Raw genomic sequence first — 15,008 nt, forward strand, 5'->3', positions numbered from 1 at the left:
ATGCAAGCGTGTCGGCAGGCGGAGAAGTTCCCGGCCCAGTCCTGGGTCGGAGTCGGCGTTGTCGGTGCCTCGGGCCACAATGGTCCGCGTCACCCCTGTCCGAAACCGCCCGCCCGTCCGTCCCAGCCCCGTCCCCGTCCCGTACCCGCCCCACCCCGTGAGAGCTCAGCTCATCCCGATTCTTGGTTAAGGAGCCGCGCAGCGATGGCCCGCCGCAGCACGAAGACCCCGCCGCCGGAGGATTTCGAGGAGAAGATCCTCGACATCGACGTCGTCGACGAAATGCAGGGCTCCTTCCTCGAGTACGCGTACTCGGTGATCTACTCCCGCGCCCTGCCCGACGCCCGCGACGGCATGAAGCCGGTGCACCGGCGCATCGTCTACCAGATGAACGAGATGGGCCTGCGCCCCGACCGCGGCTACGTGAAGTGCGCCCGGGTCGTCGGCGAGGTCATGGGCAAGCTGCACCCGCACGGAGACGCGTCGATCTACGACGCCCTCGTGCGCATGGCGCAGCCCTTCTCCATGCGGCTCCCGCTGGTCGACGGCCACGGCAACTTCGGCTCGCTCGGCAACGACGACCCGCCGGCCGCGATGCGGTACACCGAGTCGAAGATGGCCGACGCCGCCTCGCTGATGACGGACGGGATCGACGAGAACACCGTCGACTTCGCCGCGAACTACGACGGCCAGGAGCGCGAGCCGGTCGTCCTCCCGGCCGCCTACCCGAACCTGCTGGTCAACGGCGCGTCCGGGATCGCGGTCGGCATGGCCACCAACATGGCCCCGCACAACCTCGGCGAGGTCATCGCGGCCGCCCGCCACCTGATCCGCTACCCGGAGGCGGACCTGGACGCGCTGATGCGCTTCGTCCCGGGTCCCGACCTGCCCACCGGCGGCCGGATCGTGGGCCTCTCGGGCATCAAGGACGCCTACGAGAACGGCCGCGGCACCTTCAAGATCCGCGCCACGGTGGCCCTGGAGGACGTGACCCCGCGCCGCAAGGGCCTGGTCGTCACCGAACTGCCCTTCACGGTCGGCCCCGAGAAGGTCATCGCGAAGATCAAGGACCTGGTCGGCTCGAAGAAGCTCCAGGGCATCGCGGACGTCAAGGACCTCACGGACCGCTCGCACGGCCTGCGCCTGGTCATCGAGATCAAGAACGGCTTCCACCCGGAGGCCGTGCTGGAGCAGCTGTACAAGCTGACGCCGATGGAGGAGACCTTCGGCATCAACAACGTCGCGCTGGTCGACGGCCAGCCGCTGACGCTGGGCCTCAAGGAGCTGCTGGAGGTCTACCTCGACCACCGCTTCGAGGTAGTCCGCCGGCGCAGCGAGTTCCGCCGCGGCAAGCGCCGCGACCGGCTGCACCTGGTCGAGGGCCTGCTGGTGGCCCTGCTCGACATCGACGAGGTCATCCGGATCATCCGGGACAGCGACAACTCCGCGCAGGCCAAGGAGCGCCTGATGGAGCGCTTCTCCCTGAGCGAGATCCAGACCCAGTACATCCTGGACACCCCGCTGCGCCGGCTGACCCGCTTCGACCGGATCGAGCTGGAGTCCGAGCGCGACCGCCTGGCCGGCGAGATCGACGAGCTGACCGGGATCCTGGACTCCGACTCCGAGCTGCGCAAGCTGGTCTCGGCGGAACTGGCCGCGGTGTCGAAGAAGTTCGGCACGGAGCGCCGTACGGTGCTGCTGGAGTCGGCGGGGACGGCCGTCGCGGCGGTCCCCCTGGAGGTCGAGGACACCCCGTGCCGGGTGCTGCTGTCCTCCACCGGCCTGCTCGCCCGCACGCCGAACGCCGATCCGCTTCCCGAGGAGGAGGGCGGAGCGCGCGCCAAGCACGACCTGATCGTCTCGCAGGTCGCGGCGACCGCACGGGCGGACATCGGCGTGGTCACCTCGTACGGCCGGCTCCTGCGCCTGTCGGTGATCGACCTGCTGCAGCTGCCCGACACCCATGCCGCGCCGAACCTGGCGGGCGGCGCCCCGGTCTCGGAGTTCCTCTCCGGACTGGAGGCCGACGAGAAGGTCGTCTGCCTGACCTCGCTGGACGAGTCGGGCCAGGGCCTCGCGCTCGGCACCGAGCAGGGCGTGGTCAAGCGGGTCGTGCCGGACTATCCGGCCAACAAGGACGAGCTGGAGGTCATCACCCTCAAGGACGGTGACCGGATCATCGGGGCGGTCGAGCTGCGCACGGGCGAGGAGGACCTGGTCTTCATCACCGACGACGCCCAGCTCCTGCGCTACCCGGCGGGCCAGGTCCGCCCGCAGGGCCGCCCCGCGGGCGGCATGGCGGGCATCAAGCTCGCGGACGGCGCCAAGGTGATCCACTTCTCGGCGGTGGACCCGGCCCGCGAGGCCGTGGTGTTCACGGTGGCGGGCTCGCACGGGACGCTGGACGACTCGATGCAGTCCGGCAAGCTGACCCCGTTCGACCAGTACCCGCGCAAGGGCCGGGCCACCGGCGGCGTGCGCTGCCAGCGGTTCCTGAAGGGCGAGGACATCCTGCTGCTGGCCTGGGCGGGCACGTCCCCGGTCCGCGCGGCGGCGACGAACGGCACCCCGGCCCTGCTGCCGGCCGTCGACCCGCGCCGCGACGGCTCGGGCACGGCCCTGCCGGCCGTGGTCGGGGCGCTGGCGGGGGCGACGCTGTAGGAGCGCCGCAGACGGTACGCGCTCATTCGGGTGGTACGTCCTAGGGACGTACCACCCGAATGGCGACTAGTGTTTTCCCTCTTGGCACTGGCGGGTGGGGCGGGGAGACAGAGAAGTGACGGGTCTTCGGGCGGGCGGATCGATCAGGGACTGGGCCGAGGCCCAGCGCCGGACACAGCAGATGCAGTACGAGCCCGAGCCCCCCGCACCCGTACCCGCCGTGCTGGGCGACCGGCGGGAGCAGGCGACCGAACGGCAGCATCACGAGGGCGAGGCACGTCGGCGGTCCGCACGGCTCGACGCCGAAGTCGATGCCCTCCAGGGGCTGCTGGTCGCGGGGTGCCGGACGCCGGCGTTCCGGATGTCGACCCTGATCCGGCCGGAGCGGCCGGAGCCGTTCGATCCCGGCCATCTCGCACACCCGGTACCGATGCCGCGCATCGAGCAGTTCGAGCAGCAGAGCGCCGGGTGGACCCTCGGCTCGGGCCAGCGGGCGCAGGCGGAGCGGGACGCGCACGCCCGGTACACCCGGGCCTGGCAGGCCGCGCACTCCGCGGAAGCGCAGCGGCAGCAGCAACTGGCGTCGTACCGGCAGCAGTACGACGTATGGGCGGCGGATCAGATCGCCGGGATCCGGGCGCACAACGGCGGGCTCGACGAGCTGGGCCGGCAGCTGCGGGCCGGCGATCCGGAGGCCGTCGTGGAGTACTTCTCGGCCGCTCTCTTCGCCTCCACCGCCTGGCCCGAGGCTCTGCCCAGGCAGGTGGCGGCCGCGTACGACGGGGCCGCGCGCCAGCTGGTGCTGGACTGGGAGCTGCCCGGCTACGCGGTCGTGCCCGAAGCCAGGTCGGTGCAGTACCTGCCGAGCACGGGCCAGTACCGGGTGAAGCCCCGCCCGGCCACGGAACGCCGGGGGCTGTACCGGGACGTGCTGGCGCAGTGCCTCCTGCTGGTGGTGCGCGAGGTGTACGCGGCGGACGAGTTCTCGGTGGTGGACTCGGTCGTGGTGAACGGCCTCGTGGAGTCCCACGATCCGGTGACGGGACAGGACGCACAGTTCGTCCTCGCCACCGTGCAGGCCGGCCGCTCCGCCTTCTCGGGGCTGCGCCTGGAGCAGGTCAGTGCGGTGGACTGCCTGGTCGAGGGCTTGCGCGGCCAGTTGTCGGCGCGGCCCGACCAGCTGACCGCGGTCCGGCCCGGGCGCCGGCCCGAGGAGGTCGGCACGGTGGTCGGCCACGGCGGGCACGCGGAGGAGCCGGACCTCTTCTCCATGGACCCGATCGCCTTCGAGAACCTGGTGGCCGAACTGTTCCGTGCCATGGGCATGGAGGCGGTGACCACCCAGCGGTCGGGCGACGGCGGCGTGGACGTCGAGGCGCTGGACCCCACGCCGATCCGGGGCGGCCGGATCGTGGTGCAGGTCAAGCGCTACCGGAACACGGTCCCGCCGACGGCCGTGCGGGACCTGTACGGAACGGTCCAGGACCGCGGGGCGAACAAGGGCGTCCTGGTCACCACCGCGGGCTTCGGTCCCACCTCGTACGCCTTCATCGAGGACAAGCCCCTGGAACTGGTCGACGGGGCGGTACTCGTGGACCTGCTGCACCAGCACGGACTGCGCGGACGCCTCGGCGGGGGCCCCACGGCGGCCCCCGTGCCCGCGCAGCGGACGGCAGGGCCGCCCCTCCCCGCCGAGTACAACGTGCTCGGCATGTCCTGGGCCGGTCCGGTCGCGCTGGACGTGTGCGCGCTGGTCTGCGAAGGCGGCCGGGTGCTGAGCGAGGACCACTTCGTGTTCTTCAACAACCCCGGCAGTCCGGAGGGTTCGGTACGTACCCACCCGCACTCGGCACCGGACAAGGCCGCTCTGCTGGTCGCCTTCGAGGAGCTGCCGCAGCAGGCCGACCGGCTGGTCATCGTCGCGGCGGTCGACCCGGAAGCCAATCCGGACGCCGACCTGGCCGGCTTCACGGATGCCCGGATCCGGCTGTTGGACACCAGGGACGGGGAGCTCGGCCAGTTGGAGGTCTCCGACGGCCGGGCCGGCGAAACCGCCCTGGTCCTCGGTTCCTTCCGGCGCCGCCCGGGCGGCGACTGGGACTTCGTCGTCGGCGGCAAGGGCTACCCGGGGGGCCTGGCACCCCTCCTCGGCGACTTCGGCGTCGAGGTCTCCTGACTCCGCGCGGGGCGGATCCTACAGGTCTTCGGGGCCGGCGTCCGACTCGAACTCCGGCTCCGGAGCCGGCTGCGCCGGCCGGTCTACGTAGCGCAGGACGCCCCACATGCTCTCCGGGGTCCCGTGCCACGGCTCCGGTTCGCGGCAGGCCTCCAGCTCGCGGAGCAGGGCGGGGCCGTCGGTGCCCGAGCCGATCAGGACGAGCTGCGTCCGGCGCGGTTCGCCCCGGCCCCAGGGGTGCGGGGCGAAGCGGAGGAAGCGGCCGACCGCGTGGACCTCGTAGCGTTCCTCGTGGCCGGGGACGCCGAAGTAGACGGAGCCCTTGATCCGGTAGAGCCCGGCCGGCCGGCGGTCGAGGAACTCGATGAACCGGCGCGGGCCGAGGGCCTGCTCGGACACGAACTCCGTGCTCGCGTAGGCGGCGTGCACGTGCCCGGTGTGATCGCCGTCGTGGGTGTGGTCCCCGGCCTCGGACAGCAGGTCCTCGAAGGACAGCTGGCCGCGCGTCTCGGTCCACGGACGGCGGTCGAAGAGCAGCTCGGGGTCGATCCGCCCGTGGTCCGCGCCGACGACCGGGATGCCCGGGGCGCAGAGCCCGGCGAGCGCGGCCTCGATCCGGCGGCGTTCGGCGGCGTCGGTCCGGTCGGTCTTGTTGAGGACCACCAGGTCGGCGACGGCCAGGTGCCGGTCGGTCTCGGGGTGCCTGGCCCGGGTCGCGTCGAACTCCGCCGCGTCGACGATCTGCACCATGCCGCCGTAGCGGACGGCCGGGTTCTCGTTGGCGACGAGCATCCGGACCATCTCCTGCGGCTCCGCCAGCCCGCTCGCCTCGATGACGATCACGTCGATGCGGTGGACGGGGTCGGCGAGCTTCTCCAGGTACGCGTCCAGCTCGCTGCCGTCCACGGCGCAGCACAGGCAGCCGCCGCCGAGGGAGACCATCGAGTCCCCGACCTGGCCGGCCACCGACATCGCGTCGACCTCGATGGAGCCGAAGTCGTTGACGACGACCCCGATGCGGGTGCCGCCGCGGTTGCCGAGGAGGTGGTTGAGGACGGTCGTCTTGCCGGATCCGAGGAATCCGGCGAGGACGATGACGGGGATGCTGTTCACCCGGTCGATCGTAGCCAGCGTCAGCCGAGGGCGGGGACCGGCCGGGGCGGGGTGGGGCCGGTGTAGCGGGCCGCCGGGCGGATGATCTTCGAGTCGGCGGCCTGTTCCAGGACGTTGGCGCTCCAGCCGACCACGCGGGCCGCGCAGAAGGTCGGCGTGAACATCTCGCGCGGCAGCCCGCACAGCTCCATGACCACGCCCGCGTAGAACTCCACGTTGGTGTGCAGTTCCCGGCCCGGCTTGAGCTCGGCGAGGATCTCCTCGACGTGCCGTTCGACCTCCACGGCGAAGTCCACGAGCGGGCCGCCGAACTGCAGGGCGATCTCGCGCAGCATCCGCGAGCGCGGGTCCTCGGTGCGGTAGACGGGGTGTCCGAAGCCCATGATCCGGTCGCCCGCGAGGACCCGTTCGCGGATCCACGGATCGATCCGGTCCGCCGTGCCGATGGCGTCGAGGGTGTCCAGGGCCCGGCTGGGGGCGCCGCCGTGCAGCGGGCCGGAGAGCGCGCCGATCGCCCCGGTGAGGCAGGCCGCGACGTCGGCTCCGGTGGAGGCGATCACGCGGGCGGTGAAGGTGGAGGCGTTGAAACCGTGGTCGATCGTGGAGATCAGGTACTGCTCGACGGCGCGGACCCGGACCGGCTCGGGTTCCCGCCCGGTCAGCATGTAGAGGTAGTTGGCCGCGTACGGGAGGTCGTCCCGCGGTTCCACCGGCTCCAGCCCCTGGCCCAGCCGGTACAGGGCGGTGAGCAGGGTCGGTACGGCGGCGCAGGCGGCCAGCGCGTCGGCGGCCCGGCGCTCGGGGGTCAGGTCGTAGACCGGGCGGAAGCCGGCGGAGGCGCCGAGCAGCGAGAGCGCCGTGCGCAGCCCCGCGAGCGGGCCGGACAGGGCGGTGGCGCGGGCCAGGGCGGGCAGGGCGTCCCGCACCTCGGCGGGGAGCCGGCGCAGCGGGACGGTCTCGGCGGTGAAGGCGGCCCGTTCGGCGGCGCCGGCCGGGAGCGCGCCGCGGAACATCAGGTGCCACACGTCCTCGAAGGTGCGGCTCCCGGCGAGCTCGACGGCCGAGTACTGGCGGTAGTGGTAGAAGCCCTCACGGCCTCGGACGTCACCGAGCTGCGTGTCGGTGACCACGACGCCCGCGAGTCCGCGGGGGCTTTCGGCGGGTGCGACGGTGGTGTTCATGGATCGACCATCCATGATGGACTCAATCACTGTAAATATTGATTGGATCAATATATGTAGGGTGTGCGTCATGAACGGCAGGAACGGTGAGCCCGGCGGGTCCGGTGAGGCCCTTGAGACCGGCGAGGCCCTTGAGCCCGGTGAGGCCCTTGAGCCCGGTGAGCGAAGGATCGGCACCCGGGAAGCGGCCCGGCTGCTGGGCGTGAAGCCCGCGACCGTGTACGCGTACGTCAGCCGCGGCCAGCTCACGAGCCGTCGCGATCCGGTCGGACGCTCCAGCAGTTTCGACGCCCGCGAGGTGGAGGCCCTGGCCCTGCGCAGCCGGCGCGAGGCGGCGGGGCCCTCCGCTTCCACCGCCTCCGCCGGGGAGCTCTCGGTGCGCACCGCGCTCACCCTGATCGAGTCCGACCGGTACTACTTCCGTGGCGTGGACGCCGTGGAACTGGCCTCGCGGCACCCCTACGAGGAGGTCGCCGAGTGGCTCTGGACGGGCACCCTGGTGCGCGGGGCCCGCTTCACCGCTCCCCCGGAGTCCCTCGCCGCGGCCCGCCGGGCGGTCGCCGCGCTGCCCGAGCACAGCGGTCCGATCGACCGGCTGCGGGTGGCCGTCGCCGCCGCGGCGGTCGCGGACCCGCTGCGCTTCGACCTGTCCGCCCCGTCGGTACTGGGCTCCGCCCGCTCCCTGATCCCCACCCTGGTCGGCGCCCTGCCCGAGGTGGGCCCCGCGCAGTGGGGCGGGGACGGCCGCCTCGCCCGGCAGCTGTGGCCCCGGCTCTCCGCCCTGGATCCCGATCCGGACGCGCTGGCCGTCCTGGACCTGGCCCTGGCCCTGCTGACGGACCACGACCTGGCCGCCTCGACCCTGGCCGTACGGGTGGCCGCGTCGGCGCGCGCGCATCCGTACGCGGTGGTCTCGGCCGGGCTCGGCGCGCTCGAAGGCCCCCTGCACGGAGCGGCCGGGCGGCTCGCGCACCGGATGCTGGTGGAGGTGCTGGAGCGGGGCGGCGCGGCCCCGGTGGTGGCGGAGTACCTGCGGGCCGGGCGCAGGGTGCCCGGGCTCGGGCACCGGCTGTACGCGGGCGAGGATCCGCGGGCGACGGCGCTGTTCGCACGGCTGGAGCCGCTGGCGCAGGCCGGTCCGGCGCAGGGCGCGGCCCGCGAGGTGGCCGGGGTGATGGCCCGGCACGGCCGCGGCCTCCACCCCAATGTGGACCTGGCGCTGGCGGTGCTGACGGTCTCCTGCGGGATGGCCCCGGAGGCCGGGGAGACCGTCTTCGCGGTGGCCCGTACGGCCGGGTGGATCGCCCACGCGCTGGAGGAGTACGGGGAGCGCCCGCTGCGGATGCGACCGAGCGGGCAGTACCACGGACCCCGCCCGCCACAGCCGTTGCCGTGACGGGCGGGGACGTCCAGCGGGTCCGGGCAGCCCGGGCGATCCCGGCGGTACGGGCGGTCCGGCTGCGGCGTCAGGTCCGCAGCCAGACCGCCGTGTCCTGCCCGAGCAGCCCCTCCGCATCCAGGGCGGAACTGCTCAGCAGGAGGCTCGTGTGGGCCGGGAGCGCGACCGGCTCGGGAGACAGGTTGGCCACGCAGACCAGCCCGTCGGGGCGGCGGAAGGCGAGCACCCCGGGCGGGGCGGTCAGCCACTCCAGCGATCCGCCGCCGAACCCGCCGGCGGCGCGGCGCAGGCCCAGGGCCGTCCGGTAGAGGGTGAGCATCGAGTCCGGATCCCCGGCCTGGCGGTCCGCGGCGTAGGCCGGCCAGTCCGCGGGCTGGGGCAGCCAGGGCTCGTTCCACGGTTCCGCGGTCCACGGCAGCGGCACCCTGCACCCGTCCCGGCCGGGGTCGGTGCCGCCGGAGCGGAAGTGCATGGGGTCCTGGATGCGGCCGAGCGGGATCTCGGCCTCGGGAAGCCCCAGTTCCTCGCCCTGGTAGACGTAGACGGCGCCGGGGAGGGCGAGGGTGAGCAGCGCGGCGGCGCGAGCCCGCCGGGTGCCGAGCGCCAGGTCGGCGGGGGTCCCGAAGGCCTTGGTGGCGAAGTCGAAGCCGGTGTCGGCGCGCCCGTAGCGGGTGACCGTACGGGTCACGTCGTGGTTGCACAGCACCCAGGTGGCGGGGGCTCCGACGGGAGCGTGCTCGGCGAGGGTCTCCTCGATGGAGGTGCGCAGCCGGCCGGCGTCCCAGGGGCAGCTGAGGAAGGAGAAGTTGAAGGCGGTGTGCAGCTCGTCGGGGCGCAGGTAGCGGGCGAACCGCTCGGAGTCCGGCAGCCAGACCTCGCCGACGAAGATGGCCCCGTACTCGTCGGCGATGGCCCGCCAGGAGCGGTAGATGGTGTGCAGGTCGTCGCGGTCGATGTACGGGTGGACCTCGCCGGGCCAGGGTTCGGGCGAGCGGCCGGCCAGGTCGGGCAGGGCCGGGTCCTTGGCGAGCAGGGCCGCTGAGTCGATCCGTACGCCCGACACCCCGCGCTCGAACCAGAAGCGCAGGACCTCCTCGTGCTCCCTGCGGACGGCGGGGTGGTCCCAGTTGAGGTCGGGCTGCTCGGGGGTGAAGAGGTGCAGGTACCACTCCCCGTCCGGTACCTGCGTCCAGGTGGCGGCCCCGTTGAACTGCGAGGGCCAGTCCCCCGGGGGCAGTTCGCCGTTCTCCCCGCGGCCGGGGCGGAAGTGGAAGAGCTCCCGCTCGGGGCTGCCGGGGCCGGCGGCGAGGGCGGCCTTGAACCATGCGTGCTGGTCGGACACGTGGTTCGGGACGATGTCGACAATGGTGCGGATGCCCAGTTCACGGGCCTCGGCGATGAGCTTCTCGGCCTCGGCGAGGGTGCCGAAGGCGGGGTCGATGGTGCGGTAGTCGGCGACGTCGTAGCCGCCGTCGGCGAGCGGGGAGAGGTACCAGGGGGTGAACCACAGGGCGTCGACGCCCAGTTCGGCGAGGTAGGGGAGGCGGGCCCGGACGCCCACGAGGTCACCGGTGCCGTCCCCGTCGCCGTCGGCGAAGCTCCTTACGTACACCTGGTAGATGGCGGCCGAGCGCCACCAGTCGGCGGCGTTTTCGGGCAGGGGAAAGTCAGCCACGGAGGGGTCCTTTCACGGCGTTCTTTTCAGGGGGCGACCGGGCACGGCGGCGGTGCGGGGTGGTGCTCACCCCTTGAGGGAGCCTGCCGTCAGGCCGCTCATGATGTTGCGCTGGAAGATCAGGAAGATGATGAGCGTGGGCGCCGAGGCCATCGCGAGTGCGGCGACGAGATGGTTCTCGGGCACTCCCCTGGAGAGCGAGTAGATGCCGACGTTGAGCGTCTGCAGGGCCGGGTCGGGGAGGGTGAGCATGGGCCAGAGGAAGTCTTTCCAGACCCCGACGATGGCGAAGATCGACACGACGCCGAGGATCGGCCGGGACATCGGCAGGACCACGGAGCGCAGGGTGCGCAGGGAGGAGGCTCCGTCGATGGAGGCGGCATCGAGGATCTCGCCGGGGATGGAGTCGAAGAACCGTTTCAGAAGGAAGATGTTGAAGGCGTTCGTCACCGAGGGCAGCCAGATCACCCAGGGCGTGTTGAGCAGGTTCCGCTGGATCAGCGGCATGTCCAGGACCGTGAGGTACTGCGGTACGACGAGGACGGTGGCCGGGATCATCAGCGTCGCCAGCATCATGCCGAGGACGGCCTTGCCGAAGACGGGTCGGAGCTTGGACAGCGAGTAGGCGGCGGCCACGTCGAGGACGAGCTGGAAGACCAGGGCGCCGAACGCGTAGTAGAGGGTGTTGAACAGCAGCTTGGCGAGGTCCATGACCTTCCAGGCCGCCGAGTAGTTCTCGGGGTGCAGGGAGTCCGGCACCACGGTCGGCGGGACCTGGGTGAACTCCGCGGTGCTCTTGAGGCCGTTGACGACCATCCAGTAGAGGGGCCCGAGGAAGACGACCGTGAAGCCGATGACCACCAGGGCCAGGACGGTCCAGTAGACGGCCTTGCCCCGGGGGCGGCCGAGCTGGGCCGGTGATATGAGCGTGCGCTCTGACATGTGAGGGTGCTCCCGTCAGTTCTCGTTGTCGCGGCTCAGCCGGACGTACACGGCGGAGAAGCCGGCGAGCAGGACGAGCAGGCACAGGCCCAGGGCCGCGGCGCCGCCGTACTGGTTGAAACTGAAGGCGTACTGGTAGATGAGGACGACGACCGTGGTCGTCGATCCCTCGGGGCCGGCGCCGCCCGTGAGCATGAACGGCTCGACGAACACCTGCATCGTCGCGATGATCTGCATGAGCAGCATCAGCGAGAGGATGAGCTTGGTCTGCGGGATCGTGACGTACCAGATCTTGCGCAGCACCCCGGCTCCGTCGAGCTCCGCCGCTTCGTAGAGCTCCCCGGGGATGCCCTGGAGGGCCGCGAGGTAGATCAGGGTCGCGCCGCCCATGTTCATCCAGGTGGAAGCGATGACGACGGAGAGCATCGCGGTATCGGTGGATTGCAGCCAGTCTTGCGCCGGCAGGTGCAGGAATTCCAGAATCCTGTTGAAGACCCCGTAACCGGGGTCGTAAAAGTACTTGAAGAGCAGGATCGAGGCGACCGGCGGCATCATCACCGGGAGGTAGACCAGCAGGCGCAAGTAACCCTGGGCGTGCCGGAATTCGTTGAGCACGATCGAGACCACGAACGGGACGGCGAAGCCGAGTACCAGCGCGAGCCCGCTGAAGAGGAGGGTGTTGCGCCAGGCCTGCCAGAACGTCGGGTCGTTGAAGACGTAGCGGAAATTGTCCCAGCCGACCCAGTGGACGGCTCCGCCCTCGGTCTTCTGGAAGGCCAGCAGGAACTCCCGGACCATCGGGTACCAGGAGAAGAAGGAGAAGCAGAGGACGGCGCCGATCAGAAAGCCGTGCGCCGAAAGGTTCCGCTTGAACGCCCGGAGGAATTCCTCACGAGAGGTACCGGGCAGGGTGGGAGCCGACATCGCCGCTCGCTCCTTGGTGGGTGGGTCGTCGCCATCGGTGTGCGGGGGTACGGGGCCTGCGGGCGGGTCCGGGCCGGGGAGGCCGCCCGGACCTCCCCCGGCCGGTGCCGCTACTGGTTGGCCAGCACCTGGTTGACGGCCTTCTCGGCCTCCGCGAGGAGCTGCGCCGAGTCGGCGTCCTTGTTCGTCAGGACCCCCGACATCACCTTGTCGAGGACCTTGTAGACCTCCTGGGCCTTCGCCGGCTCGGCCTTGCCGGCCACCGGGCTGTCCAGGAAGGGCTTGAAGTTGACGACCGGCATGGTGGCGCTGGCGGCCTTCAGCTCGTCGTCCTTGGCCTTGCTGGCACCGGTGAAGAAGGCGGGCTGCGGAAGCCCGACCGGCAGGCCGTCGGTCTTGGAACGGTCGTACTGGAACTGCCCCTTGCCGACCGAAAGCGTCTTGAAGTTGAGCCAGGCGATGGCCGCCTTGATCTTGTCCGGCGAGCTGCCCTTCTTGATCATGTAGCCGTTGCCGCCGGCCAGCGTCGCGGCGCCGCCGGGAATGGGGCCCATGCCGAAGTTCTCGTACTTGCCGGCGAGCTGCTGGACCATGTAGGTGATGTCGTCGGGCGCGGCGAGGAACATGCCGAGCTTGTCCGAGGCCATCTGCTTCTGCAGGTCGCCCCACTTGAGCAGCTGGGTCTTGCCCATGCTGTCGTCTTCCCAGCGCATGGCCTTGAGGTTGTCGACGACCTGCTTGCCGGTCGCGTTGTTGAAGGCCGCCTTGCCGTCGGCTCCGACGACGTCGCCGCCCATGCCGTACATGGCCGCCGTGAAGTGCCAGCCGCCGGTGTTGTCGACGCTGTACTCGCCGTAGCCGGCGGTGCCGTTGCCGAGCGCCGCGATCTTCTTGGCGGCCGCGCGGACCTCGTCCCAGGTGCGCGGGGGCTGGTCGGGGTTGAGGCCCGCCTGCGTGAAGAGCTTGCGGTTGATCAGCAGGCCCATCGTGTAGTTGCTGGTGGGCAGCCCGTAGAGCTTGCCGTCCTGCTTGAGGGTGTTGACGACGTTCTTGTCGATGTCGTCGATGCCCGGAACCGTCTTGGCCGTGACGTACGCGGAGATGTCCTCGGCACCGTCGTTGTCCAGCACCTGCTTGAGGTCCGTGAAGTAGGCGTAGAAGACGTCCGGCTGCGACTTGGCCTTGAGCATCGCGGTGAACCGCGGGGGCTCCAGGCACTGGCCGGGGGTGGAGCGGCCGTCGATCGTGACGTTCGGGTAGGTCTTGTTGAACTCCGCCACGTCCTCCTTCCACTGCTTGAGCTCCGCCTTCTTCGCGGCGGGCGGCATGCAGTCCATGGAGATGGTGACCTTGGTCTTGGGGTCGAGCGGCGCGGAGACGTCCGAGGAACCGCCGGACGGCTGCTCCTTGGGGTCGTCTCCGTTGCTGCTCGTGCCGCAGGCCGCGAGGGCGGTGAGGGCGAGCGCCGACACGAGGGCGGTCGCGGTGGTGCGGCGGATGTTGGTTCTCATCGGTGGTCCCCTTCGAGCATCGAGCAGGAGGCGTGGGGCGTGTAAGGAGGCGAGCGCGGCACACTCAACCACCACCGACAGATGAACGCAATATCTCGCGCAGATTTCGCAAGACATTGGCAGCGAAGCGCCGGGCACTGCGAGGGGCGAACGCAAAACAGGGCCCCGAAACGTCAGCGGGACGTTTCGGGGCCCTGAGGGCGGGGGCCGGACTCGGTGCAGCCCGGCGGGGCGTTACTCCGGACGGGGGCGCGGGGCCTGCGCGGTGGAGCCCCGCACGACGAGTTCGGGCTCGAAGAGCAGCTCTCCGGGCTGTACGGCGGCCCCCTGGATCTGCGCGGTGAGCAGCTCCACGGCCGCCCTGCCCATGGCCTCGATGGGCTGCCGGACGGTGGTCAGCGGGGGTTCGGTGCAGTTCATGAAGGCCGAGTCGTCGTACCCGACGACGGAGACCTGGCCGGGCACGTCCAGCCCGCGCCGGCGGGCCGCCCGGATGGCCCCCAGGGCCAGCGGGTCGCTCGCGCAGATGATGCCGGTCACCCCGCGGTCCAGCAGCCTCGACGTGGCCGCGTGGCCGCCCTCCAGGGAGAACAGCGCGCGCTCCACGTGCGCGGCGGGCAGCTCGGTTCCGGCCGCCGCGGCGACCGCCTGGGCGGCCACCAGCTTGCGCAGGGAGGGGATGTGGTCGGGCGGGCCCAGCACCAGCCCGATGCGCTCGTGACCGAGGGAGGCCAAGTGGCGCCAGGCCTGTTCGACCGCGACGGCGTCGTCGCAGGAGACGCACGGGAAGCCGAGGTCCTCTATCGAGGCGTTGATGAGCACCACCGGGACCTTGCGGTCGTGGAGCAGCCGGTAGTGCTCGTGCGGGGCGTCGGCCTGCGCGAAGAGCCCGCCGGCGAAGACGACGCCGGACACCTGCTGCTGGAGCAGGAGCTCGACGTAGTCGGCCTCGGAGACCCCGCCGGTGGTCTGCGTGCAGAGCACCGGCGTCAGCCCCTGCTGGGCCAGCGCGCCGCCGATCACCTCGGCGAAGGCCGGGAAGATCGGGTTCTGGAGTTCCGGCAGGACCAGGCCGACCAGCCGGGCCCGTTCGCCGCGCAGCTGGGTGGGGCGCTCGTAGCCGAGGACGTCCAGGGCGGTGAGCACGGACTGGCGGGTCGCCTCCGAGACGCCCGGCTTGCCGTTGAGCACCCGGCTGACCGTTGCCTCGCTGACCCCCACCTTCTTCGCCACTTGAGCAAGTCGTCGCGTCATGAACGCAAGAGTAGCGCAAACAATGCAAGTTCCTTGCAGTTCGATTACGGCCAGTTTGGCCCATCGGAAACCGGCGCGGAACCCCCCGTGTCCCACCAACCCCGGTGGAGCCCAGGGGTGGGAGCGGCGGGGCACCCCGAAGGGATGCCCCGCCGCCCTCGATCCGCTGTGC

At 71.4% G+C, this 15,008-nt stretch carries 10 protein-coding genes; 3 read left to right on the forward strand and 7 right to left on the reverse strand.

The window, feature by feature from the left end:
- Window positions 1–204: 204 nt before the first annotated feature.
- Both ACIA8F_RS11035 and ACIA8F_RS11040 read left to right on the forward strand, forming a co-directional pair.
- Window positions 205–2,661 carry a DNA topoisomerase (ATP-hydrolyzing) subunit A gene (locus tag ACIA8F_RS11035; protein ID WP_399377992.1) on the forward strand — a complete coding sequence of 819 codons (2,457 nt, stop codon included), beginning with the start codon at window positions 205–207 and terminating at the stop codon, window positions 2,659–2,661.
- Window positions 2,662–2,776: 115 nt separating this feature from the next.
- Window positions 2,777–4,837: a restriction endonuclease gene (locus ACIA8F_RS11040; RefSeq protein ID WP_399377994.1), complete on the forward strand. Its 2,061-nt coding sequence runs from the start codon at window positions 2,777–2,779 to the stop codon at window positions 4,835–4,837.
- Between the two features lie 18 nt (window positions 4,838–4,855).
- Here ACIA8F_RS11040 and ACIA8F_RS11045 read toward each other — a convergent pair whose 3' ends face one another.
- On the reverse strand, window positions 4,856–5,950 hold the full coding sequence (locus ACIA8F_RS11045) for a CobW family GTP-binding protein (RefSeq protein ID WP_399377995.1): 1,095 nt from the start codon (window positions 5,948–5,950) through the stop codon (window positions 4,856–4,858).
- 20 nt (window positions 5,951–5,970) lie between these two features.
- Complete coding sequence (locus ACIA8F_RS11050; protein ID WP_399377996.1) at window positions 5,971–7,146, reverse strand: citrate synthase; 1,176 nt, start codon at window positions 7,144–7,146, stop codon at window positions 5,971–5,973.
- Between the two features lie 55 nt (window positions 7,147–7,201).
- Between ACIA8F_RS11050 and ACIA8F_RS11055 the strand changes: the two genes are divergently transcribed.
- On the forward strand, window positions 7,202–8,527 hold the full coding sequence (locus ACIA8F_RS11055; protein ID WP_399377997.1) for a citrate/2-methylcitrate synthase: 1,326 nt from the start codon (window positions 7,202–7,204) through the stop codon (window positions 8,525–8,527).
- Between the two features lie 70 nt (window positions 8,528–8,597).
- Here ACIA8F_RS11055 and ACIA8F_RS11060 read toward each other — a convergent pair whose 3' ends face one another.
- The 5 genes from ACIA8F_RS11060 to ACIA8F_RS11080 all read right to left on the reverse strand — a co-directional run bounded on the left by ACIA8F_RS11060 (window position 8,598) and on the right by ACIA8F_RS11080 (window position 14,836).
- On the reverse strand, window positions 8,598–10,205 hold the full coding sequence (locus tag ACIA8F_RS11060) for a glycoside hydrolase family 13 protein (protein ID WP_399377998.1): 1,608 nt from the start codon (window positions 10,203–10,205) through the stop codon (window positions 8,598–8,600).
- Window positions 10,206–10,271: 66 nt separating this feature from the next.
- A complete protein-coding gene (locus ACIA8F_RS11065) occupies window positions 10,272–11,147 on the reverse strand; it encodes a carbohydrate ABC transporter permease (RefSeq protein WP_399377999.1) in 876 nt (291 codons plus the stop codon).
- A gap of 15 nt (window positions 11,148–11,162) precedes the next feature.
- Window positions 11,163–12,071 (reverse strand): sugar ABC transporter permease, encoded by a 909-nt coding sequence (locus ACIA8F_RS11070; RefSeq protein ID WP_327304170.1) that lies wholly within the window; start codon window positions 12,069–12,071, stop codon window positions 11,163–11,165.
- Window positions 12,072–12,181: 110 nt separating this feature from the next.
- Window positions 12,182–13,582, reverse strand: a complete 1,401-nt coding sequence (locus tag ACIA8F_RS11075; RefSeq protein ID WP_399378000.1) for an ABC transporter substrate-binding protein — start codon at window positions 13,580–13,582, stop codon at window positions 12,182–12,184.
- A gap of 234 nt (window positions 13,583–13,816) precedes the next feature.
- Complete coding sequence (locus ACIA8F_RS11080; RefSeq protein ID WP_399378001.1) at window positions 13,817–14,836, reverse strand: LacI family DNA-binding transcriptional regulator; 1,020 nt, start codon at window positions 14,834–14,836, stop codon at window positions 13,817–13,819.
- Window positions 14,837–15,008: the final 172 nt, after the last annotated feature.

It is taken from the genome of Streptomyces sp. NPDC051563, from assembly GCF_044454225.1.
Taxonomy (GTDB): domain Bacteria; phylum Actinomycetota; class Actinomycetes; order Streptomycetales; family Streptomycetaceae; genus Streptomyces.